This is a genomic window from Pseudomonas sp. NFACC37-1, assembly GCF_900101575.1.
Classification (GTDB): Bacteria; Pseudomonadota; Gammaproteobacteria; order Pseudomonadales; family Pseudomonadaceae; genus Aquipseudomonas; species Aquipseudomonas fluorescens_AA.
On sequence record NZ_FMUZ01000002.1, the window covers coordinates 327,127 to 351,900 of the forward strand.

21 protein-coding genes and 1 pseudogene are annotated in these 24,774 nt (G+C 62.5%); 19 read left to right on the top strand and 3 right to left on the bottom strand.

Going from position 1 to position 24,774, the window contains the following annotated elements:
- Nucleotides 1-607: 607 nt before the first annotated feature.
- From gcvA to BLP82_RS03650, 3 genes are all read left to right on the top strand, one after another.
- On the top strand, nt 608-1,513 hold the full coding sequence (gene gcvA / locus BLP82_RS03640) for a transcriptional regulator GcvA (protein ID WP_092165413.1): 906 nt from the start codon (nt 608-610) through the stop codon (nt 1,511-1,513).
- Nucleotides 1,514-1,581: 68 nt separating this feature from the next.
- Nucleotides 1,582-2,409: a DMT family transporter gene (locus tag BLP82_RS03645; RefSeq protein WP_092165414.1), complete on the top strand. Its 828-nt coding sequence runs from the start codon at nt 1,582-1,584 to the stop codon at nt 2,407-2,409.
- Between the two features lie 34 nt (nt 2,410-2,443).
- Nucleotides 2,444-3,205 carry a glucose 1-dehydrogenase gene (locus BLP82_RS03650; RefSeq protein ID WP_092165416.1) on the top strand — a complete coding sequence of 254 codons (762 nt, stop codon included), beginning with the start codon at nt 2,444-2,446 and terminating at the stop codon, nt 3,203-3,205.
- Nucleotides 3,206-3,318: 113 nt separating this feature from the next.
- Here BLP82_RS03650 and BLP82_RS03655 read toward each other — a convergent pair whose 3' ends face one another.
- Nucleotides 3,319-4,569, bottom strand: coding sequence for an MFS transporter (locus tag BLP82_RS03655; RefSeq protein WP_092165418.1), 1,251 nt, complete (start codon nt 4,567-4,569; stop codon nt 3,319-3,321).
- Nucleotides 4,570-5,014: 445 nt separating this feature from the next.
- Between BLP82_RS03655 and BLP82_RS03660 the strand changes: the two genes are divergently transcribed.
- From BLP82_RS03660 to BLP82_RS03675, 4 genes are all read left to right on the top strand, one after another.
- Entirely contained in the window at nt 5,015-6,034 is a 1,020-nt protein-coding gene (locus BLP82_RS03660; protein WP_092165643.1) for a substrate-binding domain-containing protein, read from the top strand.
- Nucleotides 6,035-6,188: 154 nt separating this feature from the next.
- Entirely contained in the window at nt 6,189-6,614 is a 426-nt protein-coding gene (locus tag BLP82_RS03665; RefSeq protein WP_092165420.1) for a YciI family protein, read from the top strand.
- Nucleotides 6,615-6,637: 23 nt separating this feature from the next.
- Nucleotides 6,638-7,045 (top strand): VOC family protein, encoded by a 408-nt coding sequence (locus BLP82_RS03670; protein WP_092165422.1) that lies wholly within the window; start codon nt 6,638-6,640, stop codon nt 7,043-7,045.
- Between the two features lie 316 nt (nt 7,046-7,361).
- A complete protein-coding gene (locus BLP82_RS03675; RefSeq protein ID WP_092165424.1) occupies nt 7,362-9,104 on the top strand; it encodes an OPT family oligopeptide transporter in 1,743 nt (580 codons plus the stop codon).
- Between the two features lie 8 nt (nt 9,105-9,112).
- Here BLP82_RS03675 and BLP82_RS03680 read toward each other — a convergent pair whose 3' ends face one another.
- Nucleotides 9,113-10,015: a LysR substrate-binding domain-containing protein gene (locus tag BLP82_RS03680; RefSeq protein ID WP_092165426.1), complete on the bottom strand. Its 903-nt coding sequence runs from the start codon at nt 10,013-10,015 to the stop codon at nt 9,113-9,115.
- Nucleotides 10,016-10,172: 157 nt separating this feature from the next.
- On the opposite strand from BLP82_RS03680, the gene BLP82_RS03685 reads away from it, so the two are divergent.
- Nucleotides 10,173-13,241 (top strand): D-2-hydroxyglutarate dehydrogenase YdiJ, encoded by a 3,069-nt coding sequence (locus BLP82_RS03685; protein ID WP_092165428.1) that lies wholly within the window; start codon nt 10,173-10,175, stop codon nt 13,239-13,241.
- 130 nt (nt 13,242-13,371) lie between these two features.
- Nucleotides 13,372-13,934 (top strand): annotated as a pseudogene (locus BLP82_RS31935) (hypothetical protein); the annotation flags it as partial.
- Nucleotides 13,935-14,022: 88 nt separating this feature from the next.
- Here BLP82_RS31935 and BLP82_RS03695 read toward each other — a convergent pair.
- Nucleotides 14,023-15,243: a multidrug effflux MFS transporter gene (locus BLP82_RS03695; protein ID WP_092165430.1), complete on the bottom strand. Its 1,221-nt coding sequence runs from the start codon at nt 15,241-15,243 to the stop codon at nt 14,023-14,025.
- Between the two features lie 91 nt (nt 15,244-15,334).
- Here BLP82_RS03695 and BLP82_RS31140 point away from each other — a divergent pair, with 91 nt between their 5' ends.
- From BLP82_RS31140 to BLP82_RS03745, 10 genes are all read left to right on the top strand, one after another.
- Nucleotides 15,335-15,490: a hypothetical protein gene (locus BLP82_RS31140; protein ID WP_170842263.1), complete on the top strand. Its 156-nt coding sequence runs from the start codon at nt 15,335-15,337 to the stop codon at nt 15,488-15,490.
- A gap of 90 nt (nt 15,491-15,580) precedes the next feature.
- Nucleotides 15,581-16,999 (top strand): LLM class flavin-dependent oxidoreductase, encoded by a 1,419-nt coding sequence (locus BLP82_RS03705; protein WP_092165434.1) that lies wholly within the window; start codon nt 15,581-15,583, stop codon nt 16,997-16,999.
- A 4-nt stretch (nt 17,000-17,003) separates the two neighbouring features.
- A complete protein-coding gene (locus tag BLP82_RS03710) occupies nt 17,004-17,975 on the top strand; it encodes an AMP-binding protein (protein WP_092165435.1) in 972 nt (323 codons plus the stop codon).
- Nucleotides 17,972-18,742, top strand: coding sequence for an ABC transporter ATP-binding protein (locus tag BLP82_RS03715; protein WP_092165437.1), 771 nt, complete (start codon nt 17,972-17,974; stop codon nt 18,740-18,742). The genes BLP82_RS03710 and BLP82_RS03715 overlap by 4 nt, the downstream gene beginning before the upstream one ends.
- On the top strand, nt 18,739-19,620 hold the full coding sequence (locus BLP82_RS03720) for a branched-chain amino acid ABC transporter permease (RefSeq protein WP_060742781.1): 882 nt from the start codon (nt 18,739-18,741) through the stop codon (nt 19,618-19,620). Before BLP82_RS03715 ends, BLP82_RS03720 begins: the two co-directional genes overlap by 4 nt.
- A gap of 4 nt (nt 19,621-19,624) precedes the next feature.
- The gene (locus BLP82_RS03725; RefSeq protein ID WP_092165439.1) at nt 19,625-20,689 is read left to right on the top strand and encodes a branched-chain amino acid ABC transporter permease; all 1,065 of its coding nucleotides are present in this window, start codon (nt 19,625-19,627) and stop codon (nt 20,687-20,689) included.
- Nucleotides 20,690-20,794: 105 nt separating this feature from the next.
- Entirely contained in the window at nt 20,795-22,129 is a 1,335-nt protein-coding gene (locus BLP82_RS03730; RefSeq protein ID WP_092165441.1) for an ABC transporter substrate-binding protein, read from the top strand.
- Between the two features lie 65 nt (nt 22,130-22,194).
- Nucleotides 22,195-22,971: an ABC transporter ATP-binding protein gene (locus BLP82_RS03735; protein WP_072405040.1), complete on the top strand. Its 777-nt coding sequence runs from the start codon at nt 22,195-22,197 to the stop codon at nt 22,969-22,971.
- 159 nt (nt 22,972-23,130) lie between these two features.
- The gene (locus BLP82_RS03740; RefSeq protein ID WP_092165448.1) at nt 23,131-24,363 is read left to right on the top strand and encodes an SfnB family sulfur acquisition oxidoreductase; all 1,233 of its coding nucleotides are present in this window, start codon (nt 23,131-23,133) and stop codon (nt 24,361-24,363) included.
- Between the two features lie 9 nt (nt 24,364-24,372).
- Nucleotides 24,373-24,768 carry a hypothetical protein gene (locus tag BLP82_RS03745; RefSeq protein ID WP_092165450.1) on the top strand — a complete coding sequence of 132 codons (396 nt, stop codon included), beginning with the start codon at nt 24,373-24,375 and terminating at the stop codon, nt 24,766-24,768.
- Nucleotides 24,769-24,774 lie beyond the last annotated feature (6 nt).

Here is a 24,774-nt window from a genome sequence, read left to right on the forward strand (position 1 = left end):
ACCCTTCTATCGGCGAGGTCTCGACCACCGTCGTACGCTCGCTGCGACATTTGAACTTCACACCTTTGCGCGGCGCCATGACCCGGGCTGTCTCCATGCACATTGCCCTGGTAGCAAAGGTAGGCCCTGGTTTTCGCTCCTCGACACAACCTTCGATGCCACTGCAGATCGTCATCACAACAAAGTAAACAGTCATCATCTCAGTATTGCTCCCTTGCGCGATGCGAGTGATTACATCCTGTAGTTCAGGTCGGCTGGCCTAAACGTTTAGCGGGAGTTGCCTGCGGATAATGAGCTTCGATTTAAATAGCCAGCAATGGCACGTTGGTACCGCGCGTCGGGAAACTGTCGCTTTATTAATATATTTTTATTTCATTGATTTTTATGCCGGAAAATTGGCGTCATCCGTGCGCAGGGGAGGGGGTGAACGCGGGGGCCATGAACACCCGGGAACCCCTGTGGGAGCCGAGCTTGCTCGTGATAGCGTCGGTACATCCAACATCACTACAAGCTGACCCCGCGTCAGCAAGCCCGTCGTTGCACGGCTTGCCTACAACGACAGAGGCAAAGGCGCTAGCATGAGCGTTTACTCATAGAAGGGAACATCATGCGAAACCTTCCTCCTTCTTCGAGCCTGCGCGCCTTTGAAGCCGCTACGCGGCACGCCACGTTCACCGCGGCAGCAGAGGAGTTGCATGTCACACAGAGCGCAGTGAGCCACCAGCTCAAGCATTTGGAACAGCTCTGGGGACTGCAACTGTTTCATCGCGGTAACTCGCTGCACCTGACCTCGGCAGGCGCAGCGCTTGCGCCCATCGTGCGGGAGTTCTTCATGAAGCTCGAGGCCACCCTGGCCGATTTGCGCGAGCAAAACGGGCGGCAGCGGCTGAGTGTGAGCACGACCTATTCTTTCGCCTTGAAGTGGTTGCTGCCCAGGCTTCCTGATTTGGCGCAAGCGCATCCGCAAATCCTGCTTACCCTGGACAGCACCGATAGCCCCATCAACTTCTCGACGACAGACCCGGACGTGGCTATCCGCCTGGGCAACGGGCATTTCCCTTCGCTGTTTTCAGAATTCCTGTTCCGCGAGCAGATTTTCCCGGTCGCCAGCCCAGTGTTGCTTGCCCGCTTTGGTACGCCTCAAACGGCCGCCGAATTGCTGCGCTATCCACTGCTTACACGCGATGGCGCGGCGTTGGTGCCGAAATGGGAGCAGTGGTTTGCCCAGGTGGGCGTCGAGGTCACGACCTTGAAGGAAAGCATTCGCTACGCAGATACCAATATGACTATCGAGGCGGCGCTCTTGGGACAAGGTATCGCGCTGGCACGCAGCGGGCATGTCGAAGCCGAACTCAATGACGGCCGTCTTGAAAGGCTTTTCGAACTGCCGTGCGCCTCGCCTCTGGCGTATTACTTTGTATGCCCCAAAGGGATCGAGACTCAGCCTCATATCACCCGTTTTCGTCGTTGGCTGGTGACCCAGGCCCTGGACGCTCAGCACGCTTATGCATGAGGTTTTCCTCATGCAGGGATGAAGAGACTTCGCTTTTTCAGCGCTACTGGATCGGTCTAGGATGATGCATGCCCTTACACATCATCTGCCTCGTCTTGTTCGCCGCGCTGCTACACGCCAGCTGGAATGCCATGCTGCGTGGGGGCACCGACCGTTTGTGGTCCATGACCATCATGTGCGTGGCGATAGCCTTGGCGAGCGTCGTCGTGGCGATGCTGTTGGCGCTACCCGCCCGTGCCAGCTGGTTTTGCATCGGACTCTCCGCTGTATTGCACGTGGGGTACAACCTGTTCCTGGTGCGCAGTTACCAGTCCGGCGACCTGGGCCAGACCTATCCAATCGCCCGCGGTGTATCCCCGATCCTGATTGTCCTGGCCGCCTCGCTGTTCGCGGGCGAGCGCGTGGCGCCGAGTGGACTGCTGGGTATTGCGTTGGTGTCGACCGGAATCCTGTCGCTGGCTTATACCGGGCGCCGGCGGGCGTTGCCTGACTTGCCCTACGCACTGGGCACCGGTTTTTTCATCGCCGCCTACAGCGTTGTCGATGGCATAGGTGTTCGCCTCTCCGGGGCGCCAATGGCCTACACCGCCTGGATGTGCCTGTTGTGGGGCGTGATGATGCCCCTGGTTTATATCGGACTGCGGGATGCCAGAAGCCTCTTTGCCTTGCGGCCAGGTATCGCCGTGGCCTTCGCTGGCGGCCTGGTTTCATTGTTGGCCTACGGCGTCGTGATCTATGCCATGGCCCATGCCCCGATGGGGGCGGTGTCCGCCCTGCGCGAAACCAGTGTCATGTTCGCCGCTTTGATCGGGTACGCATTTCTTGGCGAAGCATTGACCTTGCGCAAGCTGTTGGCCTGCGCCGTCATTGCCCTCGGTACGCTGGTGATCGGCTGACGCCGCTTTTTTCATTTGGCTGTGAGGATTGACCATGAATGACCGTTCGCAAAAACCCGTGATTCTGATCACCGGAGGCGGGCGCGGGATCGGGGCGGCGACCGCCCTGCTGGCCGCTGAGCAAGGTTACGACGTCGTGCTGACCTACATCGCCGATGAGGCGTCGGCATTGGCGGTGGCAGCGCAAGTCGAAGCCAAGGGGGGCCGTGCCTTGGCAGTGCGTGCCGATAACGCCGACCCAGCCCAGGTTGCCGAACTCTTCGCCACCCTGGACCTGCGCTTCGGACGAATCGATGTGCTGGTCAACAACGCTTCGATATTGGCCCGCCAATCTCGCTTGGAGGATCTTGGTTTCGAGCGCATGCAGCGAATCTTTGCGGTCAACACCTTGGGCCCGATGCTCTGCGCGCAACACGCGACCCGGCGCATGGCCTACCGTTATGGCGGGCGTGGTGGTGCGGTCATCAATATCTCTTCGGCGTCAGCCCGCCTCGGCAGCCCGAATGAATACGTGGACTACGCAGCGTCCAAGGGGGCGGTTGAAACGTTCACGACCGGTTATGCCAAGGAAGTGGCCCGGGAGGGCATTCGTGTCAACTGCGTTCGCCCCGGGCATATCTATACCCAGATGCATGCGAGTGGGGGAGAACCGGGCAGAGTCGACCGGGTGAAGGAGACGATCCCCATGGGGCGTGGCGGCCAGCCGGAGGAGGTGGCGCGGGCCATTCTCTGGTTGGCGGGGCCGCAGGCTTCGTTTGTGACGGGGACCTTTCTGGATGTGACCGGAGGGAAGTAGGCGGCTATCAAGTGCTTCTTTCAAATGACAGCGTCCGATTATTGCCGCTGCACCACGATGTGCAGGTCAGCTTGATGCGTCTCCTGCAGGAAGGCGAGGTGCCCAAGTGAAGATCAGAAAACGGTTTTCTTGAAGGGGCGAGCGGAGACACCCCGATAGAACGACAGAATGGCCAGCACCTGCACGATGACGGCTGCTGTCACGACAGCGACGATGGCGTGATTCGGATCGGTGAAGGTGGCGCGCAACAGGCCAAAAAAGGCCGGGGCGAAGGCGTAGGTGGCCTGGCTGATCGCAACCATCAGGGCGATCACCCTGGCAGTGTGTTCACGGCTGAACTCGGCCTGTGCTATCAGCGGCGGCAAGGAGGTGGCATTGCCAATGCCCGAACCGATCAGCACCACGGCTATCCAGGCCACTGTCGGGTGAAGGTCCAGGCCCAGAAGCATCAGCGTGCCCAGCATCTGGACGGTATAACCAAGGCAAGCCAGCTGTCGGCGATTCATACCTTGGGTCATCAAGCGTGCGGCGACATATCGCCCGCCTATCGCACTGGCGGTGGCCAGACCCATGGCGAATGAGGCGTCATGTGCCCCCATGCGTCCCACCAGGATCGAGTACAGGTGCGCGATCAAGCCGATCTGGGCGAACAGCCCCAAGGACATGCCGGCTGCCAGGGTGCGGAAACTGGCCGACCTGAGCGTCTGCATGACGGTCCACGGCGCGGCGCTGGCGCTGATTGGCACGGGGGCCGGCGGGGCTGCATTGTCGGGATGTTGTCCCTGGCTTTGTGGGGTTTTGTTGAAGACCAGAAAGGCGAAAGCGCCTATGAGCAGCACCGCGATGACGCTGATCAGCGCCGCCGCCGGGGCAAAGCCGAAACGCTCGATCAGCCACACCCACAGCGGCGAAAAGATCACGCCTCCCAGGCTGGCGCCGTTATAGGCCTTGCCCAAGGCCTTGGGTCTTTCCTTGACGTACCACGGCGCGATGAGGGTGTTAACGGCCGCGGCCCCCAATGTCACCCAGCCGATACCCGAGCAGACGGCGCCGGCATACAGCACCCAGGGCTGGTTGGCCTGCGCCCAGAGGTTCACGCCGATGCCCAGGACGATGCTGCCAAGCAAGGTGATGGCGGGGATGCCGAAGCGTGCATAAAGTCGTGGCAGATTGGCGATGACCATCGTGCCGCTGAGAAAGTGCAAGGTCACGGCAGCCGAGACCTGGGCGATTGGCCAACCCGTGCGCTCAATGACCGCCTGCATATAAATTGGCGGGCCATAGAAGCCGATTCCCCAACCGATCATCGCCAGGATGAACGTGCAGGCCAGTACGGTTTTGCCAAAAAAACGGGTGTGCGTCATCGCCATCTCCTCCAGGGTGGCTCGCAGACTATGCGCGCGACAGGCTCCTCACTTCGTGGTGCGTCGAACAATGGATGTCGAGCACGATGGCTTGGCCAGATCCAGGCCGGACGCGGCAAGGGTGGGCCTTCAGCGATCCGGAACTGATCAGAGGGCCGGGGCAGAAAGGATGTTACAAACTTGCTATTTCCCTTTTGGGCCGATGACAGCAGAGCCGACTATCCTTGCGGACACTGAACGTAAACGCTGCATCCATAAAAAAAGAGACGCCATGTCACATTATGATTGCGCCATCGGCTCCAGACCCGGCATCACGCGCGGTGATCGAACCTGTTTGATCAAGTCCCGGTTGCTCCGGATAGTTTCAATGACGATGCTCTGTCTTTTCACGGCAACGCCTGGGTATGCCCAGGACCTGCCAGCCGCGACGGACACGCCGGTGACGGTGACGCAAGCGCAGGAAATGGTGGCCAAGGCCACCCTCGGCGCCGTTCCCTGGAGCGGCCCTGAGTCCGGCCCGCGGGCCCAGCGCGGCAAGAGCATCGCCATTGTCGCAGAAGATATGCGCAACGGCGGCATTGTCGGCGTCGCCCAGGGCGCCCGCGAGGCCGCCAAGGCGATGGGCTGGACGCTGAGGGTATTCGATGGCGCTGGATCCTCGGCCGGGCGTGCAAAGGCCTTTGCCGATGCCCTGGCGGCGAACCCCGATGGGCTCATCCTGTGTGGCGCCGATGCCCTTGAAAACAAGGCGGCGCTGGCTGTCTTCGCCGACAAGGGCGTGCCGGTGGTGGGCTGGCACGCCGGGGAGCGCCCCGGGCCGATTGTTGGCACGTCGATGGCCATGAACGTCACGACCGACCCGCTGGAAGTGGCTCGCATCACGGCAATGGCGGCAGTGGCGCAGTCGAACGGAAAGGCCGGAGTGGTGATCCTGACCGACTCCAGGTACAGCATCGCGATGGCGAAAGCCAGGGCCATGGAAAGCGTCATTCGAGCCTGTCGGGAGTGCTCGTTGCTGGAGGTGCGCGATGTCGCGATCTCCGAAAGTCGCGAGAAGATGCCGGCGATCACCACGGAACTGCTTCAGCGCCATGGCAAGCGTTGGACCCATACGCTGGCCATCAACGATATCTATTTCGACTATGCGGTTGACACCTTGGCCAGCGCCGCGATACCCCGCGACGGCATCAGTCTGTTGTCTGCCGGCGACGGTAGCGCTTCGGCGTTCTTGCGCATACAGGAAAAAAACTACCAGACCGTCACCGTGGCCGAACCGCTCAATGTGCATGGCTGGCAAGTGATCGATGAATTGAATCGACTGATGGCTGGCCAGCCGGTGAGCGGCTTCGTGGCACCGGTTCACTTGGTCAACGCCGACAATATCACCTTGGACGGCGGGACGAAGCTCCTGTACGACCCAAGCAATGGTTATCGAGACATCTATCGATTCCAGTGGAATCCCTGAGCGTTGGACGTGACTTCACGGCAGGGGAGCCTTGGCTCCCAGGCCGCCAGCAATCTATCGAAAAATAATCCCGTCGAGCTGTCGATTTCGACCATTGCCATTCGATTAGCCCGTAGAGCCGCCACAAGGGCGACCATTCTCAGGAGATACGAGTATGCGATTTATGGTGATCGTCAAGGCCAGTCCGGAGTCTGAAGCCGGAGAAATGCCCAGCGAAGAACTGCTGGCGGCCATGGGCGCCTACAACGAAGAGTTGGTCAAGGCCGGGGTGATGCTCGCCGGTGAAGGCCTGCATCCCAGTGCCGAAGGCGTGCGTGTGCAGTTTTCCGGCAAGAACCGGACTGTCGTCGATGGGCCCTTTGCCGAGACCAAGGAGCTGATCGCCGGCTTCTGGATCTTCAAGGTCCAGTCATTGCAGGAGGCCATCGATTGGGTCAAGCGTTGCCCGAACCCCATGGTCAGCGACAGCGAAATCGAAATCCGCCAGATCTTCGAACTCGAGGAGTTCGGCGAGTCCTTTACCCCCGAATTGCGCGAGCAGGAAGAACGCTTGCGGGCGCAGATGGCCGGTCAATCGTGACGCCGACGACAGGAGAACCCAGCATGAGAATCATCCCTTACCTGACCTTCAACGGCCGCTGCAAGGAAGCCTTTGCGTTTTACAAGGATGTGCTTGGCGGCGATCTGTTTTCCATGTCCTATGCCGAGGCGCCCGAGGACGTCGGCATGCCCAAGGACGCCAGCCTGATCATGCACGCCTGCCTGACCGTGGGCAATTTCAGCCTGATGGCGTCCGACTGCCCACCGGGCCAGCCGTATAGCAAACCACAAGGCGTATCGATTTCCCTCAATGTCGACAGCGTGAAGGAGGCCGAGCGGCTGTTCGAACGCTTGAGTGAGGACGGTCACGTGCAGATGCCCTTGGACAAGACCTTCTGGGCGGAACGCTTTGCCATGTTCGAGGACCGTTTCGGAATCGCCTGGATGGTCAATTGCGAGGGCCAGCCATAAGTCGAACGCTGCCTGGTCGCAATGCGCCGCCTGGCCCTTGGCAGCGCTCGCGACAGGCCTCACTTCCTGCCCATGGATTGACGATTCTGGCGAGTACGCTTGCCAGGTTTTCCCTCCATCGTGTGAACCTTGCGCCAATACTGCGTTCACTTATTGAGTTGCCGCTTTACATGACCCAGTGGGAGCGAGCTTGCTCGCGATGACGGAGCGTCAGTCTCTATCCCTGTCACTGATCCACCGTCATCGCGAGCAAGCTCGCTCCCACAAGGGGGCAGTCTGAATCTGACGGTGGCCCCAGTGCCGATAAGGACTTCGCATGCACCCAACCTCATCCACTATCCCTTTGAACGCCACAGTCGAACGCGAACTCAGCCCGCGTGCGGTCAGTACGGGGATCGTCCTCGGTATCCTGCTGACACCTTCCAATGTCTACGCCGGGTTGAAGATCGGTTGGTCGTTCAACATGTCGATCATTGCCTTGCTGATCGGCTATGGCATCTGGCAAGGCTTGGCCAGTCGATCGGTGGGGCGACTGCCCTGGACCCTGCACGAAAGCAACATCAACCAGACCGTGGCTTCCGCCGCGGCGTCGATCATTTCCGGTGGGCTGGTCGCACCCATCCCGGCCTACACCCTGCTGACTGGCCAGCAATTGGATGCCATTCCCATGGTGGCCTGGGTCTTTTCGGTGAGTTTCCTGGGGATCTGGATTGCCTGGTACCTGCGCCCCTCACTGCTCAATGACAAGGCGCTGAAATTTCCCGAAGGCATGGCGACCCTGGAAACGCTGCTGCACATCTACAACCACGGCCACGAAGCCGCGACGCGTTTGAAGGTGCTGCTCAGCGCCGCGCTGCTGTCCGGGTTGGTCAAGGCGGTCGACACCTTCATGTGGGTCATCCCGCGCTGGTCTCCGAGCGCTCAACTGGAGCGCCTGACCTTTACCGCTGACCCTTCGCTGCTATTGGTGGGGTTCGGCGGGATCATCGGTATTCGCGTGGGCCTGACCCTGCTGCTCGGTGCTGTGCTGGCGTGGGGCGGGTTGGCGCCGTGGCTGTTGGAACAGGGCCTGGTGACGTTGCCGCACGGCAGCAGCGGCCCGCAGTTCGCGGCGCTGGTGGAGTGGTTGCTCTGGCCGGGGGTGAGCCTGATGGTCTGTTCGACCCTGGCCTCACTGGCGATTCGCTTGTGGGCATTGCACCGGTCCACCAAGGCGGGCGGCGGGGCGATCTGGACGATACCCAAGCCTGGGCCTGCCGCCGGTTTCGCACTGTCGATCATCCTGGTGGTCAGCCTGCAAGTGCTGTTGTTCGGTATCAACCCGTGGATGGCCTTGTTGACCATTCCCCTGGCGATCTGCCTGGCGGCGGTGGCCGCCCGGGTGGTCGGCGCCACGGGTATTCCGCCGATCGGGGCCATCGGGCAATTGTCTCAACTGAGTTTTGGCATCGTCGCCCCGGGGCAGGTGCCAATCAACCTGATGAGCGCCAATACCGCCGGTGGTTCGGCCGGGCAGTGCACCGACTTGATGAACGACTTCAAGGTCGGCCGGGCGATTGGCGCCACGCCGCGTAAGCAATTGATCGCACAGACCTTGGGTATTTTCATCGGTAGCATCGTCGGCGTGCTGGCCTATCTGGCCCTGATCCCGGACCCGCAAACCATGCTGCTCACCGAAGAGTGGCCGGCCCCGGCGGTCGCCACCTGGAAGGCCGTGGCGCAAACCCTGACCCTGGGCCTGGATTCATTGTCAGCGAGCATTCGCTGGGCGATTTTCATCGGCGGCCTGGTGGGTTTGTTGTTGGGGATCCTCGACAGCCTGCTGCCAGCGCATCGGGCCCGCTACCTGCCGAGCACGGCGGCCCTGGGCCTGGCCTTCGTCCTGCCGGCCTCCGTGTCCTTGATGATGGCGCTCGGTGCGGTGCTGACGTGGCTGGTGAGCTGTCGCTGGCCGAGCCTCACGGAACGCTTCGCCATTACCGCGGCGGCGGGGTTGATTGCCGGGGAGAGCATTACCGGGGTGGGGGCGTCGTTGTGGCAGATGCTTGGCAATGGGTGAGGGCAACCTCAGTTGTCAGGAAATGGCAACGACAGAAGCCAGGCGCTGAAGGCCTTCAACGCCGGCAGGTGTTGGTATCGGCTCGCGTAGACAAGGTAATAGCGGCGTCCACTTTCCATTGGTTCAAACAGCGCAACCAGGTCGCCGCTCTTCAGTTCATCCTGGACCAGGATTTGTGGAACCAGCCCAATCCCGATCCCCGCCGACACGGCTTGGATCAGGTGGGCCGTGAGTTCGAAGCTCGGGCCGGATCGCATGTTGCGGTGGTCGACGGTGTGCTTGTCGAACCAGTCCGACCAGACACCCGGCCTTGATACAACGTTCAACAAGGCATGCTCGGCAACGTTCGCCGGCGACATTGTCCGGTACTCGGGCAGTGCGGTCGGGCTGGCGATCACCACCAGCTTTTCCGTGAGCAACTGATGTGCAATGTAGCCAGGCCACTCCCCCGAGCCTGCGCAGATGATTGCATTCATGTCATGGGTGGAGGATTGAACGTCTTCGCGGATGATCCTCGAATGTATGTGCACCAGCAGGTCCGGGTGCCTGGCATAGAATTCATGCATCCGCGGCAGCAGCCATTTGGAACCGAGGGTTGGCAGCACGGCCAGGTTCAATGGGCCGCTGTCGCTCTTGTAGGCGATGGCCTGCAACGTTGCGCTTCGAATACGCCCCAACGCGGCCGCCAGTTCGTGCTGATACAGCGCGCCGGCGGCGGTCAGTTCAATCTTTCGGCCTTCGCGACGGAAGAGTTCGATTTCAAGTTGCGCCTCCAGGGTCTGCACCTGTCGGCTGACGGCGCTTTGGGTCAGTGCCAACTCTTCCGCGGCCTTGGTGAAGCTGCCGTGGCGTGCGGCGGCCTCAAAGGCAACCAGCAGCGACATCGAGGGCGTAAGGCGTCTAGGGTTCATTCATAAAGCTCATGCAAAAACAGCAGGAATTACGTTTGCTCCGACCGTATAGGAAGGCAAGAATCATGAAAACCTTATGCGGCTGCTCGATACGTCCTGTACTGAGCATACGTAATGTGAATGCATAGATTAGCTTTTCAGCCTGTAGGAATACATCATGATTGCCCGGTTATCGCCTCCTGATCCCCAGAAAGCGACCTATGACGCTTTTCTGAATGCGCTCCAAGTGGCGGGGTTCCAAGGCGAGATTGCCCGCGACCATGGCGACCGGACGGTATTGGCCACCGACAATTCCATCTACCAGCGCCTGCCCCAAGCGGCGGTATTCCCCCTGGACGAACAGGACGTGATGATCCTGTCACGCTTGGCCGCCGAACCCGCGCACCGTGCGGTCGTGCTCACGCCACGCGGTGGCGGCACCGGCACCAACGGGCAATCGCTCACCGATGGTGTGGTGGTCGACCTTTCCCGTCATCTGAACAACATCCTGGAAATCAACGTCGAGGAACGCTGGGCCAGGGTACAGAGCGGTGTGGTCAAGGATCAACTGAACGCAGCGCTCAAGCCCTACGGTTTGTTCTTTGCCCCCGAGCTCTCGACGTCGAACCGCGCCACGATTGGCGGCATGATCAATACGGACGCGAGTGGCCAGGGGAGCTGCACCTACGGCAAGACGCGCGATCACGTGCTCGAACTTTCGACGGTGTTGCTGGGCGGTGATCGTCTCACCAGTTCAGCTGTCGACGCCGCGCTGTTGCCGGCGTTGGTCGAGCGCCAGGATCGGGTGGGGGAGGTCTACCAGTGCGCGTTGGACATCGCCGATACCCACGCCGAGCTGATCAGGGACACCTTCCCGAAACTCAACCGTTGCCTGACCGGTTATGACTTGGCCCATTTGCGCGAAGCCGATGGGCGCTTCAATCTGAACAGCGTTCTTTGCGGCTCCGAAGGGTCCCTGGGCTTCATCGTCGAAGCCAAACTGAACGTCCTGCCTATCCCGAAATACTCCATCCTGGTGAACGTGCGTTACGCCGGGTTCATGGAGGCCTTGCGTGACGCGAAGGCGTTGATGGCAATGAAGCCGCTGTCGATCGAGACCGTGGACTCGAAAGTGCTGATGCTGGCGATGAAGGACATTGTCTGGCACGGCGTCGCCGAGTATTTCCCTGAAGACCCTGATACACCGACGCTGGGGATCAATCTCATCGAGTTCAGTGGGGATGACGAAGCGGCGGTTCAGCAGCAGGTTCATGAGTTCGTCCTGCACCTGCAGCGCGATACTTCCGTGGTCCGCTTGGGCCACACACTGGCCATCGGCGCCGATGCGCTCAAGCGTGTCTATGCGATGCGCAAGCGGGCCGTGGGGTTGTTGGGCAACGTCAAGGGCGAGGCCAGGCCCCAGCCGTTTGTCGAAGACACCGCTGTTCCACCCGAACACCTGGCGGACTTCATCCAGGCGTTCCGTGCGCTGCTCGATAGCCATGATCTGCAGTACGGCATGTTCGGTCACGTCGACGCCGGGGTCTTGCATGTGCGGCCGATCCTCGACATGAAGGACCCGGCCCAGGCCGCCTTGATCCGGCCGATTTCCGATGCGGTCGCGGCCTTGACGCAACAGTATGGCGGACTGTTGTGGGGCGAACATGGCAAGGGCTTGAGGTCGCAATACGTGCCCGATTACTTCGGTGATTTGTATCCCGCGCTGCAAGCGCTGAAGGCGGCCTTCGATCCATTCAACCAACTCAACCCAGGCAAGATCGCCACCCCGAGCACAGTGCCCGGCGCACGATTGACCCGCGTCGATGAAGTGGACATACGCGGTGCCCTGGATCGCACTATCGATGAACGTGTCTGGCAAAGCTATGACACGGCGGTTCATTGCAATGGCAATGGCGCGTGCTACAACTTCGACCCTGACGACGCCATGTGCCCGTCCTGGAAGGCGACGCGCAATCGCATTCACTCGCCCAAGGGGCGGGCCTCGTTGATCCGGGAATGGCTGAGGTTGCAGGGCGAGCAGGGTGTCGATGTACTGGCGGCCAGCGAGCGGGTTCGAGGGGCTGGCGGGGCGCCGGGCGTTGCGCGTCGGGCCGTGAATAGCCTGGCCCGGAAGATGGGGCAGCCGGACTTTTCCCATGAGGTCTATGAGGCGATGACCGGTTGCCTGGCTTGCAAATCCTGCGCGGGCCAATGCCCTGTCAAAGTGAATGTGCCGGAGTTTCGCTCGCGCTTCCTTGAGCTTTATCACAGCCGCTACCTGCGTCCCCTCAAGGACTACCTGATTGGCTCATTGGAATACACGGTTCCGTATCTCGCCAAGATGCCGCGGCTGTACAACTTCGTGATGAGTGCCTGGCCGATCCGCTGGGGGCTCGAACGTGTAGCCGGGATGGTCGATAGCCCGTTGCTCAGCCTGGTGGATTTTGCCGCCGTGTGCCGGCGCTGGAACGTGGAGGTGGCAACTCCGGAGCGCCTGGAAGCGCTTAGCGCTGAGCAGCGTGAGAAAAGTGTCATCCTCGTTCAGGACGCTTTCACCCGTTTTTTTGAAACGCCCTTGCTTGTTGACTGGGTTGAGCTGATCTCGAGGCTGGGCTACCGAGTCTTCCTGGCCCCGTACGCGCCCAACGGCAAGCCGCTTCAGGTTCAGGGTTTCCTGAACGCGTTCGAGAAGGCCGCCAGCTTCAACGGCCAGACCTTGCTCAGCCTCCAGCAGTATCGAGTGCCATTGGTGGGGCTCGATCCGGCGATGACCTTGGTCTATCGACAGGAGTATGCCAAGACACTGGATAGCGGCAACGCTCCCCAGGTGATGCTTGCGCAGGAGTGGCTGATGGATGCGCTGCCGGAAGATGCAGCAGTGGAGGAGGGAGAGCCTTACCACTTCCTGCCCCATTGCACGGAAAAGACCAATGAGCCAGGCAGCATCGGGCAATGGCAGAAGATTTTCCAGCGCATGGGGCTGACGCTTCAAGTGCAGGCCAGCGGCTGTTGCGGGATGTCGGGCACCTACGGGCATGAAGCGCGAAATGCTGGAACGTCCGACACGATCTACGGGCAGTCCTGGAAGCCGCTCCTGCAGAAACTCAATCAGTCGGGCAGGGTGGTCGCCGATGGGTACTCTTGCCGCAGCCAGGTGAAGCGGCAAGAGGGTGTCACTGTGCTTCATCCCCTGCAGGTTCTGTTGGCGCGGGTGAAAGAGATAGGCACAGATCCCCTGTGGGAGTGAGCTTGCTCGCGAAGGCGGTGGGGCAGGCAATGAAGCATGGCCGCTAAACCCCCTTTCTGGCTCCCATAACCTCAACGCTGGAGTAGCGCTGCCGTAACGTGCACCTGACTGCGCGCGAAGGAGCGTTCTGATGAACCGTAGAACCTTTATGCTCGGCACCGCGGGAGTGGGTGCGTTGATGGCAGGGGTGGGGGCGCTGTTGCGTCCGAGCGACCGGGGCAGTCCCGAGGCCAACCTCTTGCTCGGCAAGCCTTTGCCGGTGCGCTCGGTCGAGCTGTTCTACCAGACCCACAAGGGCACCTTTGACCCTTCCAGGCAATTGCAGTGGCTGCTCGACACCCCCCGGCGGCTGATGGATTACCTGAGCTACCGAATACATGAACAGGAGCGCTTGAGCAGCGAAGTCTCGGTGGGGACGGCGTTTCTCAAACCGACTTGCCATCGCTGGCCGAGCATGTGCCGGCGGCCTTTATCGCAACGCCGGTGTTGAAGAGCACCGGGGCCGTCAATTTTCCCGCTTTGGATGACAAGTCCCGATTGTTCTCCTGGTGGAACCCGAATCAGCGCGGAACCTTCTTCATCTATGGCGGCAACTGGATGGCCGAGTTCGAGTCCCCCTCGGGGCTGCAAAGTAACGAACTCTATGGCCGCAGTTCCAACCAGGAAATGGTCAACGGCTCACCGGCCGTGGGGGGAAGATTGTCGAAACCTGGCCGGTGTATTGACTGGCCCTTATCACGGGAGAAACCCTCCATCGTGCTTGGCCGGCAAAGCGGTTTGCTCAAAGCTTGCCCCGCAACAGAAACAGCACCAGCGCCACCAGGCAGGCCGTCGCCTGGATTCCACCCAGCGTCGTGACCGGTGCGAAGCTCAAGACCGAGGCCAGCCAGGTGGTCAGCGCAGCCGCGCCCATGGAGAGAAAACCCAGCAATGCGGAGGCCATCCCGGCTTCTTTGCCGAAGGGGCCCATGGTGATCGCCGTGCCCAGCGGATTGGCCAGGCCCATGCCCCACAGGAAGGTGACCATCGAGAGGGCATACCACCACAGGCCAGGCACGGCCGGACCTGCCAGAAGCAGCCCACCGCCGATCATGGCGCAGGCGATGCCCAGGAGTGTGATGACTCGAGCGCCATGACGATGGGCCAGGCGCGGGGCCGCCATGCCGGCGGCGAACACGACGAATACCGTAGAGGCGAAATACAGGCCGGTCTGCACCGACGTCAGGCCGATGCCTTGCATCAGGATGGCGGGCGCCGCCGCGAACGAGGCGAACAGGCCGCTCATCAGCAAGCTCATTGAGAGGGCGGGGAGGATGAAGCGCCTATCCAGTACCAATCGGCGATAGGCGAGCACCACGCTCTTGGCCGAGTGTGGCGCCCGGCGATCGGCGGGATGGGTTTCTCCGAGGTCGCGCACGTAGAAAAACGCCAGTACCACGGCGGCCAATCCCACCAGGATGAAGATGGCACGCCAGCCGAGCGTGACGGCCAGCACGCTGCCGGCCAACGGCGAAAACCCCGGCGCCGCAGCGGTGGCGATCATCGTCAGCGACAGGGCGCGGGCGAGCGTCTCGCCTTCGAACAGATCCCGCGCAATGGCGCGCGACAGCACCGAGGCCGCGCATACGCCCAGCGCCTGCACGACGCGTCCGGCGATCAGCACATCAAGGGTGCTGGCCAGGCCGGCGATGACGGTGCCGACGACGAACACCGACAAGCCGCCCAACACCAGTTTCTGGCGCCCGTAGCGGTCGGCCAGCGGCCCGACCACCAGTTGGCCCAAGGCGAATGTGATGAAGAAACTGGACAACGTCAGGCCGAGCTCGCGAGCGGTCACGCCCAAGTCCTCACCGATCGCCGCAAACGCCGGGAGGATGATATTGGTGGAGAGCATGCTGATCGCCGCCAGGCCCGCGAGCAGCGCCACGACTTTGCCGGTCAATGGTTGTGTGGAGGCGTGCGGTTGCCTACCGGTGATCGCCAATGAAGTTCTGGCTTCCATACGTCATCTCCTGCGCGGGTGGAGGGCGTGCCTCAACCTGAGTCTACGGCCCGTAGCGGTTCACATGATGGTCATAATATTTCGACCAAATATGATGATCATCATCTCGGGCGTCAAGCTAAATATTGATGGTTCGAGTTTCGTGACAGGAATCATCCGCGCACTGTCTGCCACCGGACAGCTGATCAACAAGGTTGTCACCATGCAGGCATTTCCCGTGAACGAATGCATGTCTAACGTGCTGTAAATAAAAGACTTATTACTTGGCACGAATCGTGTTGATAGAGCAATGAGAAGCACTCGGAAGGGGTGCTGAATCTATCGAGCAGGAGTTCCCATGCCACGTGAAATTCGATTGAATGCCTTTGAGATGAACTGTGTGGGTCACCAGTCGCCCGGTCTCTGGAGGCATCCCAAGGATCGCGCCTGGCAGTACAAGGACCTGGATTACTGGACCGACCTGGCCAAGCTGTTGGAGCGCGGCAAGTTCGACGGCATCTTCATCGCCGATGTGATTGGTATCTACGATGTGCTCGGTGGCAATGGCGATGCGGCCATCCGCCAGGCGACGCAAGTGCCGGTCAACGATCCCTTGGCGTTGATCACGCCGATGGCGCTGGTGACCGAACACCTGGGCTTCGGCCTCACCGCCTCGCTGACCTTCGAACACCCTTATCCCTTCGCCCGTCGCCTGTCCACGCTGGACCATCTGACCAAGGGGCGCATCGGTTGGAACATCGTCACCTCTTACCTCGACAGCGGGGCGCGCAACCTCGGACAGAAAGCCCTGAGCGATCACGATGCGCGCTACGACTACGCCGACGAATACCTGGAGGTGCTCTACAAGTTGTTCGAAGGCAGTTGGGAGGAGGGCGCGGTGGTGCGCGACCGTGAGCGCGGCATCTTCAGCGACCCGAGCAAGGTCCACGAGATCCGCCACCAGGGCAAGCACTTCCAGGTGCCGGGCATCCACCTCTGCGAGCCGTCGCCGCAGCGCACGCCGGTGCTCTATCAAGCGGGAGCGTCGAGTCGTGGCAAGGACTTCGCCGCCGGCCACGCGGAATGTGTGTTCGTGGCCGCGCCGTCCAAGGTGATCCTGAAGAAAACCGTGGCCGATATCCGCCGGCGTGCTGCCGAAGCCGGACGCGATCCGCGCAAGGTGCTGATCTTCAACCTGCAGACGGTGATCGTCGACGAGACCGACGCCAAGGCCCAGGCCAAGTGGCGGGAACTGAAAACCTACAGCAGCTACGAGGGCGCGCTGGCGCTGATCTCCGGTTGGACCGGTATCGATTTCGGTCAGTACCGGCCCGACCAGGTGCTCAAGCACATCCATACCAACGCCATCCAGTCGGCCGTGGAAACCTTTTCTACCGCCGATCCGGACAAGCAGTGGACCGTCCAGGAGCTGGCCGACTGGGTCGGTATCGGCGGCTTCGGCCCGTTGATTGTCGGCAGCGCGCAAACCGTGGCCGACGAGCTGCAGGCCTGGGTCGAGGACACCGATGTGGACGGTTTCAACCTGGCCTATGCCTTGGCCCACGAAACCTTCCGCGATGTGGTTGAGTTGCTGGTGCCCGAGTTGCAACAGCGCGGTGCGTACAAGACCGAATACCGCCCTGGCACCTTGCGCGACAAGCTGTTCGGCGACGGTCCGCGACTGCCCGCTAACCATCCTGGCGCCGGCTATCGGGACTTGAAGCGCCTCGCCCCGCGCACCCGCCTCGCTGAACCGGCCTTGGCCGGTGAGGAGTAAGCGCATGAGTGTCTACGAACTCAATTCGCCACTGCTCGACCGAGTCACGGACAGCGCCCTGGCGGCCTTGCAACGCTGGGCCAGGGAACGACCGACGCAGATCGCCCTGCGCCATCGGCGCCTCGGTCTCTGGAAGGCCTGGCGTTGGATCGATGTGCAGCGCGAGGTCGAGCGTGTGTGCGATGGCTTGCGCCAGCAGGGCTTCGCCCCTGGCGCGCGGCTGGCCCTCAGTGGCGCCTTCGAGCCGAGCCTGCTGATCCTGGCACTGGCCGCGCGCCAACTGGGTGGGCACAGCGTGGTGATCGACCGCGACAGCCGGGGTGAGGATCTACAACGTCAGTTACGCCTGACCCGTCCGGCGTTCGCCTTTGTCCAGCGTCGCGAAAGCGTGTCGCACTGGCTGCAGTGCGGCCTGAATGAGGAATGGCCGCTGCGGCTGTATTCGGCCCAGGTCAACGTAGCGAATCGTGGTCTGTGGCAGGTGCAGTCGCTGTCGGTGCTGTTCGTCACCGCGGCGCCGACCGCGCAACGCCAGGGCTGGGCCCAGGTTGCCGAGGATGCGGTGGTGTGGGTCGATGAAGGCACCGAGTGGCGCGATGGCCTGGCCCACTTGTTCAGTCGCTGGCTGGAGGGCGGCGAAGGCTTGGCGTTTCCGGAAACGCGCGAGTCAGCCAGTCGCGATCGTCGCGAGATCGCCCCCACGGCCTTATTGCTGTCCGCGGTGCGAGTCGAATCGCTGGCGGCGGAAATCGAAGCTCGCCTGCCACTTCCCGGCAGTTGGCGCCGACGCCTGTGCGAATGGACCCTGGACGATCCGCGGCGTGGCCTGCGACGCTGGCTCAAGGCGCGGGTACGGCACCTGCTCGGCTTCCAGCGGCTGCGCCGGATCGAAGTGCCGAGCGCGCCCGCAGACGCGGTGCTGCAAGGCCCGGCACGCCAAGCGTGGTTGCAGGAGTACCTGGAGCGAGCGGCATGAGTGCGCTGCTGGAGGTGCGCAACGTGTCGCTGTCGTTCCAGGGCGTGAAAGCGATTTCCGACCTTTCGTTCAGCGTCAAGCTTGGCGAGATCTGCGCGCTGATCGGGCCGAACGGCGCGGGCAAGAGTTCGCTGCTGAACATCCTCAACGGCGTCTACCGGGCCGACGCCGGCCAGTTGTTCTTCGCCGCCGAACCGTTGCGTCGCCCGCATCCGCTGAAAGCGGCGCGACTCGGTATCGGTCGGACGTTCCAGAACAATGCGCTGTTCAAGAAAATGAGCGTGGTGGACAACCTGCTCACCGGCCTGTCGCGCTTCCAACGGACGTTTTTTCTCGAACAGGCCTTGGGTTTGCCGCGTGCCCGGCGCGAGGCGCGGGCGTTCGCCGAGCGTGCCGAGCGGGTGCTGGAGTTTCTCGAGTTGCAGGCCTGGCGCGACGTCGCCGTGGGCAGCCTGGCCTACGGCCTGCAGAAGCGCGTGGAGCTGGGCCGGGCACTGATTGCGCAGCCGACGCTGCTGTTGCTCGACGAGCCGATGGCCGGCATGAACACCGAGGAAAAACAGGACATGAGCCGCTTCATCGTCGATATCAATCGTGATCTTGGTACCACGGTGATTCTCATCGAGCACGACATCCAGGTGGTCATGGGCTTGTCCAGCCACGTGGTGGTGCTGGATTACGGACGCAAGGTCGGCGACGGCTCGCCGGCCGAAGTACAGGCCAATCCCGATGTGATCGCTGCCTATCTGGGGACGCCTCGCCCATGAACTTCTTTCTGGAAACCCTGATCGGCGGGCTGCTGGCCGGCACCTTGTATTCGCTGGTAGCCATCGGTTTCGTGCTGATCTACAAGGCCAGCGGCGTGTTCAATTTCGCCCAGGGCGCCATGCTGTTGTTCGCCGCGCTGACCTTCGTCAGCTTGCGCGAACAGGGCCTGTCCTTTGCCCTGGCGTTGCTCCTGACGGTGTTGGTGATGGTCGTCGGTGCGCTGCTGATCGAGCGCCTGGTATTGCGGCCGTTGGTCAACCGTTCGCAGATTACCCTGTTCATGGCCACCCTCGGCCTGTCGTTCATTATCGAAGGCCTGGCCCAAGGGTTGATGGGCGCCCAGGTGCGCGCGCTGGATCTGGGCATCGAGGACGTCCCGCTGTTCGTCGGCGAGATCATGATCAGCCAGTTCGACCTGATCGCCGCCGGGGTGTCCGCGCTGACCGTGGCGGTGCTGGCCCTGCTGTTCAACAAGACTCGCATTGGTGTTGCCCTGCGCGCCGTGGCCGACGACACCCGTGCAGCGCTGTCGCTGGGCATCAACCTCAACCGCATCTGGCAGATCGTCTGGGCCGTGGCCGGGGTGGTCGGGCTGGTCGCCGGGCTGCTCTGGGGCGCGCGCCAGGGCGTGCAGTTCTCGCTTTCGCTGGTGGTGCTCAAGGCGCTGCCGGTGCTGATCATCGGGGGTTTCACCTCGATTGGCGGGGCCATCGTCGGCGGGCTGATCGTCGGCGCCGCCGAGAACCTCGCCGAGGCCTATATCGGCCCGCTGATCGGCGGCGGCATCACGCCCTGGTTCGCCTATTTCCTCGCCTTGATCTTCCTCTACATCCGACCGGCCGGCCTGTTCGGCGACCGGATCATTGAACGGGTATGACGCCATGACCGCTACTGTTCCGCGCCTGACTGCCAGCTTCGACGAGGCGCCCCTGGCCCTGGTGCGCCGGCGCTGGCGGCCGGGCTTGCTGCTGTTGTTGCTGGTGGCCTTTGTCGGCCTGCCGTGGCTGGGCAACGACTATTGGCTCAACGCGATCCTGATTCCGTTCCTGGTGCTGTCGCTGGCCGGCCTGGGGTTGAACCTGCTGACTGGCTACACCGGCCAGACGTCGGTCGGCGCCGCCGGCTTCATGGCGGTGGGCGCGTTTGCCACCTACGGCCTGCTGCTGCGCGTACCCGGATTGCCGTTGCCACTGGCGCTGATCGGCGGTGGTTTGATCGCCGGGCTGGTGGGGTTGCTGTTCGGCATCCCCAGCTCGCGGATCAAGGGCTTCTACCTGATGGTCACGACGCTGGCCGCGCAGTTCTTCCTGGAGTGGGTGTTCGCCAAATTCCCCTGGTTCTACAACTACGCCTCGTCCGGCACCATCAGCGCGCCACGACTGGAGCTGTTGGGCCATAACCTGACCACCCCAGTCGGTCGCTACCTGTTGACCCTCAGTTGCGTGGTACTGCTGACCTGGATAGCGGCCAACCTGGTGCGCAGCCAGGTCGGCCGTAACTGGATGGCGATCCGTGACATGGACACCGCTGCCGCCGTGATCGGCATTCCTGTGGAGCGCTACAAGCGCCTGGCCTTCGCGGTCAGTTCGTTCTACCTGGGCATCGCCGGGGCGCTCTGGGCGTTCGCCTACCTGGGCACGGCCAGTGCCGGCAGCTTCGACATCAACCGCTCGTTCCAGATTCTGTTCATCATCATTATCGGCGGCATGGGCAGCATCGCCGGCAGCTTCATCGGCGCGGCCTTCATCAGCCTTGTGCCAATCCTGCTCAGCCATGCCGGGCTATGGCTGTTCAACGGCAACGTCGACGCCGGGCAGTTGCAGAACCTGCAGAAGGTGCTTTTCGGCGGCCTGATCATCTGGTTCCTGATCAAGGAACCGGAAGGGCTGGCCCGCCTGCTTGGCGACTTGCGCGAACGCATCAGGGTCTGGCCGCTGCGGTTCTGAGCGCCGACCCACGACCCAACAGACCTTGACCCGACCCAGGGAAAGGAGGTTTCCAACCGCCGGCCGTCATGACGCGGCCAGGCACTCAAACCGAGAAAGACAATCATGCATGCAACCTTCAAACGTCGTCTCGCCGCCATCGGCCTGGCACTCGGCGCCTGCGCGGCGCTGGTACCGGCTGCCCAGGCGGCCAACGAACAGTTCTTCCCCCTGGCCACCTACCGGGTCGGCGCCTATGCCTCCAGCGGTATTCCGGTCTGGGCCGGAATGATCGACTACCTGCGCTACATCAACGAGGTGGAAGGTGGCATCAACGGCGTCAAGCTGGTCTGGCAGGAGTGCGAGACCGAATGGACGGCGGAGAAGGGCATCGAATGCTACGAGCGCTTCAAGAACGGTCTCGATGGCGCGCCGGTGGCGGTCTATCAGCCCAACGGCGCACCGGCTGCCTACGCCCTCGCGGACAAGGCCGAGGCCGACAAGATTCCCTTGATCACCCTTGGCTATGGCCGTACCGAAGCCACCGACGGCAGGGTGTTCCCCTATAACTTCCCAGCCATGCTGACGTTCTACAGCGAGGCCTCGGCGTTCATCAACTACGTGGCCGAGCGGGAGGGCGGGTTGGACAAGCTCAAGGGCAAGAAAATCGCCACCGTCTACCACGACTCCGCCTACGGCCGGGAAACCCAGGGGCCGTTGGCGTTGCTGGCGCAGAAGTACGGCTTCGAGAACATCCAGATCGCGGTGGCCGATCCGGGTAACGAGCAGGCCGGGCAGTGGCGCCAGGTGCGGCAACTCAAGCCGGACTGGGTGTTCCTGCGGACCTGGGGCGTGTCCACGCCGGTGGCGATCAAGACCGCGGCACGTTTCGGCTATCCGGTGGAACGCATCGTCGGCGACATCTGGGCCAGCTCCAACGAAGACGTGCTACCGACCGGTGAGGCGGGCAAGGGGTATCTGGCATTGACACCCTATCCGGGCGGCGCCGACTTCGACATCCACCAGCGCATCCGCCAGCACATCCTCGATACCGGCAAGAGCGACCTCAAGGACCCGAAGAGTTTTGGCAGCGTCTACTACAACTCCGGCCTGGTGAATGCCGCCATTGCCGTCGAAGCGATCCGCACCGGGCAGAAGCATTTCGGCAACCGTCCGCTCAACGGTGAGGAAGGTCGCTGGGGCCTGGAGCATCTCGACCTCAACGATGCGCGCCTCAAGGAAATCGGTTTTCTTGGGCTGATGCAGCCGTTGCGGTTGTCCTGCAGCGACCACGAGGGCGGCGGGGCGGCCAAGGTGCAGCAATGGGACGGCCAGCAGTGGAACCTGATCACCGACTGGGTCCAGGCCGATCGCGCCACGTTGCGCCCGTTGATCGATGCCAAGGCCGCCGAATACGCGAAAGAGAAGGGCGTGACCCCTCGCGATTGCGCGGCGCAGTGACCCTGCACACGGCTCGGCAAATCGAAACGCAACCGGGCGCGACTGCGCCTAAGGAGTAGGGAACCATGACCATTGCGGCCCTGGCGGGCGCCGAAAGCAGCGAGTTGCTGGCGGTGCAAGACATCGAAGTGATCTACGACGGCGCGATCCTCGCCGTGGCCGGGGTTTCCCTGCGAGTCGGACAGGGCGATATCGTCGCCCTGCTCGGCGCCAACGGCGCGGGCAAGAGCACTACGCTCAAGGCCATTTCCGGGCTGGTCCAGGCCGATCGGGCGCAGGTCAGCCGTGGGCGGATTGTCTTCCAGGGACAGGACACCGCCGGGGTTGCGGCCAATCTGCTGGCCCGCCAAGGCATCGTCCATGTGCTGGAGGGGCGGCATGTGTTCGCCCACCTGAGCGTCGAGGACAACTTGCGCAGCGGCGGCTTCCTGCGCAAGCCGACGCGCCGGGAGCTGGAGCAGGATCTGGAGCGGATCTACGCCTGGTTCCCGCGGTTGAAGACCAAGCGCAAGACCCAGGCCGGGCTGACCTCGGGCGGCGAGCAGCAGATGCTTGCCATCGGCCGGGCCTTGATGACCCAGCCTCGACTGGTGCTGCTCGATGAACCCTCGATGGGGCTGGCGCCGATTCTCGTCGAAGAGATTTTCGCCATCGTCGCGCAGCTCAATGCCCAGGAGGGCGTGAGCTTTCTGGTGGCCGAGCAGAACATCAATGTCGCCCTGCGCCATGCCAGCTACGCCTACATCCTGGAGAACGGGCGGGTAGTGGGCGAGGGCGACGCCACTGAGCTGGCGGCGCGGGAAGACCTCCAGCATTTTTACCTGGGTGGCAAGGCTCGCTGAGGAACTGTTCGCTGGGCAACAGTTCACCGACAGTTTGCCGCTAGCGGGGCTTTCAAACGCACCCGGGTATTTCTTCAAGTATTTGAATTTAAATAGTTTTTAATGTTGGTACGGGCTGTGCTTTAGCGCTGGATGAACCCGTTATGCATGGAGTAGCACATGACCGCCTCACCCTCTTTCGATCTGCCTGGACAGGCCCATCCGGCGCCGCGCAGTCCGGCCCACATTATCCGTAGCGACGCCGAGGCCATCGAGGTGGCCCAGCGCCTGGCCGAGGATTTCGCCCGCGAGGCGGCCTTGCGCGACCGCGAGCGACGGCTGCCCTGGGAAGAACTCGAACGTTTTTCCGCGAGCGGGCTGTGGGCGATCCGTGTGCCGAAGGCCTATGGTGGCGCCGAGGTGTCCTATGCCACCCTCAGCGAAGTGATCGCAATCATTTCCGCTGCCGATCCGTCCCTCGGCCAGTTGCCGCAGAACCATTTCGGTGTGCTCAGCAACCTCAGCCTGACCGGCAGCGAGGAGCAGAAGCGCCGCTACTACGCCAAGGTGCTGCGGGGCTATCGTTTCGGCAACGCCTTTTCCGAAGCGCGCAGCCAGTACGTCACCACCTTCCAGACGCAGATCCGCTTCGACGGCGACACGGCCGTACTCGACGGCGAGAAGGCCTACTGCACCGGTGCGTTGTTCGCCCACATCGTGCCGGTCGCCGGGGTGGACGAAGCGGGGCACGTGCATATCGCCTTCGTTCCACGGGATGCGGCGGGCCTGACGGTGATCGACAGTTGGGACGGCTTCGGTCAGCGCATCACCGCCAGTGGCCAGGTGCGCATCGAAGGTGTACGGGTACCGGCGAGCGACGTGGTGCCGGCCTGGAAGGCCTATGACCAACCCACTTCCGACGGCCCGATCTCGCAAATCATTCAGGCTGCGGTGGACACTGGTATCGCCCGGGGCGCGTTCGCCGAGACCTTGCGCGTAGCGCGCCAGGCGCGGCCATGGGTAGACAGTGGGCTGCAACACGGCTGGCAGGACCCGCTTGGCCAGGCGCTGATCGGGGAGTTGGCCTGGCGCCTGCAAGCGGCCGAAGCGATTCTGCGTCGCGCGGCGCACGCGGTCGACCGAGCCGTCGCCGAGCCCAGCGAGGAACGGGTCGCTGAAGCTTCGGTGATTGTCGGCCAGGCCAAGGTGCTGTCCACCGAGATTTCCCTGGAAGCTTCCAGCCGTCTGTTGGAGTTGGGCGGCACCCGCAGCGTCTCGGCCAGCCAGGGGCTGGACCGGTTCTGGCGCAATGCGCGGACCCACACCCTGCACGATCCGGTGCGCTGGAAATATCACTTGGTCGGCAATCAACTGCTCAACGGCATCCAGCCGCAACGTCATTCCTGGAACTGAGGTATCGCCATGTCCAACTTACATTCCCCAGGCCGTAGCGACCTGGCCCATGCTCGGCATGTCGAGGTGGCGCTGATCGACTATCTGCGTGCGCAAAGTGCCCGTCACGAAGCGCTGGTGATCGCCGCCGTCGGCGAACTGCGCATCCGCATCGACGCTGCTGACGCCTTGCTGGAATACGCCGATGAGTCCCAGTCGGCCGCCATCGCTTTTCGTCTGGCGGCTGCCGAGGCGGCGCGCCAGGCCGGCGACGTGTACTTCGAACTGGCTGGCGGCAGCCTGCCGCGGCCCCTGCCACACAGCGCCGAACCGGTATTGCTGACCCAGCGTCGACTGCTGGGCGACCACTACCTCAACGGCGCCGCGTTGGCCGACGAGCAAGAAGGGCGCCTGGCTGCGGGATAGGCGATG

Coding starts and splice junctions, on each gene's coding strand:
- gcvA (WP_092165413.1), top strand. CDS start 608: ATGCGAAACCTTCCTCCTTCTTCGAGCCTGCGCGCCTTTGAAGCCGCT.
- BLP82_RS03645 (WP_092165414.1), top strand. CDS start 1,582: ATGCCCTTACACATCATCTGCCTCGTCTTGTTCGCCGCGCTGCTACAC.
- BLP82_RS03650 (WP_092165416.1), top strand. CDS start 2,444: ATGAATGACCGTTCGCAAAAACCCGTGATTCTGATCACCGGAGGCGGG.
- BLP82_RS03655 (WP_092165418.1), bottom strand. CDS start 4,569: ATGACGCACACCCGTTTTTTTGGCAAAACCGTACTGGCCTGCACGTTC.
- BLP82_RS03665 (WP_092165420.1), top strand. CDS start 6,189: ATGCGATTTATGGTGATCGTCAAGGCCAGTCCGGAGTCTGAAGCCGGA.
- BLP82_RS03670 (WP_092165422.1), top strand. CDS start 6,638: ATGAGAATCATCCCTTACCTGACCTTCAACGGCCGCTGCAAGGAAGCC.
- BLP82_RS03675 (WP_092165424.1), top strand. CDS start 7,362: ATGCACCCAACCTCATCCACTATCCCTTTGAACGCCACAGTCGAACGC.
- BLP82_RS03680 (WP_092165426.1), bottom strand. CDS start 10,015: ATGAACCCTAGACGCCTTACGCCCTCGATGTCGCTGCTGGTTGCCTTT.
- BLP82_RS03685 (WP_092165428.1), top strand. CDS start 10,173: ATGATTGCCCGGTTATCGCCTCCTGATCCCCAGAAAGCGACCTATGAC.
- BLP82_RS03695 (WP_092165430.1), bottom strand. CDS start 15,243: ATGGAAGCCAGAACTTCATTGGCGATCACCGGTAGGCAACCGCACGCC.
- BLP82_RS31140 (WP_170842263.1), top strand. CDS start 15,335: ATGATGATCATCATCTCGGGCGTCAAGCTAAATATTGATGGTTCGAGT.
- BLP82_RS03705 (WP_092165434.1), top strand. CDS start 15,581: ATGCCACGTGAAATTCGATTGAATGCCTTTGAGATGAACTGTGTGGGT.
- BLP82_RS03710 (WP_092165435.1), top strand. CDS start 17,004: ATGAGTGTCTACGAACTCAATTCGCCACTGCTCGACCGAGTCACGGAC.
- BLP82_RS03715 (WP_092165437.1), top strand. CDS start 17,972: ATGAGTGCGCTGCTGGAGGTGCGCAACGTGTCGCTGTCGTTCCAGGGC.
- BLP82_RS03720 (WP_060742781.1), top strand. CDS start 18,739: ATGAACTTCTTTCTGGAAACCCTGATCGGCGGGCTGCTGGCCGGCACC.
- BLP82_RS03725 (WP_092165439.1), top strand. CDS start 19,625: ATGACCGCTACTGTTCCGCGCCTGACTGCCAGCTTCGACGAGGCGCCC.
- BLP82_RS03730 (WP_092165441.1), top strand. CDS start 20,795: ATGCATGCAACCTTCAAACGTCGTCTCGCCGCCATCGGCCTGGCACTC.
- BLP82_RS03735 (WP_072405040.1), top strand. CDS start 22,195: ATGACCATTGCGGCCCTGGCGGGCGCCGAAAGCAGCGAGTTGCTGGCG.
- BLP82_RS03740 (WP_092165448.1), top strand. CDS start 23,131: ATGACCGCCTCACCCTCTTTCGATCTGCCTGGACAGGCCCATCCGGCG.
- BLP82_RS03745 (WP_092165450.1), top strand. CDS start 24,373: ATGTCCAACTTACATTCCCCAGGCCGTAGCGACCTGGCCCATGCTCGG.